The sequence below is a fragment of the Limosilactobacillus pulli genome (assembly GCF_947381555.1).
GTDB classification, from domain to species: domain Bacteria; phylum Bacillota; class Bacilli; order Lactobacillales; family Lactobacillaceae; genus Limosilactobacillus; species Limosilactobacillus pulli.
Genome location: NZ_CANCWQ010000068.1, coordinates 1 through 1,250, shown reverse-complemented (window position 1 = coordinate 1,250; position 1,250 = coordinate 1). Strand labels below are relative to the sequence as shown.

The window sequence follows — 1,250 nt, the reverse complement described above, 5'->3', positions numbered from 1 at the left end:
TGATACCTGATGTCACGCCGAATGGCGTTTTTTATTTACCACCAACTGGGTGGCTAACTTCATTCTATAATCCACCAAAATTAACAAATGTATTCATAACTTGTTTTTTAGAAATGTTATATCGAGATATGCCTTGGGCTAAGACGGTCATTCGTTTTCTGAAATTTTCAGTCCTAAGTAAATAAGCCATATAATAAGAATCAAAATTTTGCTTTTCAAGAATCCTATATCCAAAGCAAAAACTATTTAAATAGGTATTTTTAGTATGACCAAGCCAAATAGAAGACATCCCAACTTCTTCGGGGGTTTCGGAAGAAGTGGTAAACAATATATCACCATATATTACTTGATTTTGCTTTGAATCAATTTCAACATGTTCAGTACCTCGAAGGTCAGCAATAGAGTTAGAAAAAACATTCATATAAGTAATGAAATTCGCATCGCCATGTCCGAAGTCATTTTTATTTTTTCCGGATAAACCGGAAAAAGTTTCTCCTATTTCTCCTAGCTTACGTTGCTCACACTTTTCAGTAAAGCCCTTAAACCGGAGCACTGGATATCCAGTTTCATCCGCAAACATTTTTTGCAGTAAAGCCTTTTTCAGCTGTTCTAACTGGCGCTGCTTTTCCTCATGCAAAGTGATAGTTCTATCTATTTGACTAAATAAACGTCCTATCTTTTTCTGTTCTTCAAGAATTGGAATATTCAACTTTTGTTTTAACAAATCTTTATTCACTAGATTTGTCATCATTGTTGCTTTTGTTGTAGACTTTCTCAAAACATCCCTCATTATGTTTTCATTATGAATATAGTACTTCCAAAACCAGAGATCGTGTTCTTTTTGTATTGGTCTATATATGTCAAAAATATGTGAAACTATGCCGTTAGCTAACGTATTCTCAACAAACCTGCCATATTGAAATTTTTTATTAGTATGGCCCTCAAAAGCAATATCTCCAATACGATAAACGTAGTAGGTTCTCATATATTTATCTGTTGAATTTTTAGGTGTAGTTCCCCATTTATTGTCAGCAACAGAAATAACTTTATCCTTAGAAAAAGATAAATCATTTTTTTCAGAAGACTTTTTGTAGATATCGGAAAATTTTCGTTGCTCCCATTAAATAGAGGTTATATATCAATCTATAAATATCTAAAAAGGTAAATATATCTAATACGCGATTTGCTAGTTCGTAACATTTAACAAAAAAAGCCTAACAAGGTTAGACTCAAAGTAGACTAAAAAAGGA

Annotated in this window: 1 protein-coding gene; it reads right to left on the bottom strand. The window is 32.4% G+C overall.

What is annotated here, in order from left to right:
* Positions 1-64: 64 nt before the first annotated feature.
* Complete coding sequence (locus tag QOS03_RS09110) at positions 65-985, bottom strand: restriction endonuclease subunit S (RefSeq protein WP_283576186.1); 921 nt, start codon at positions 983-985, stop codon at positions 65-67.
* Positions 986-1,250 lie beyond the last annotated feature (265 nt).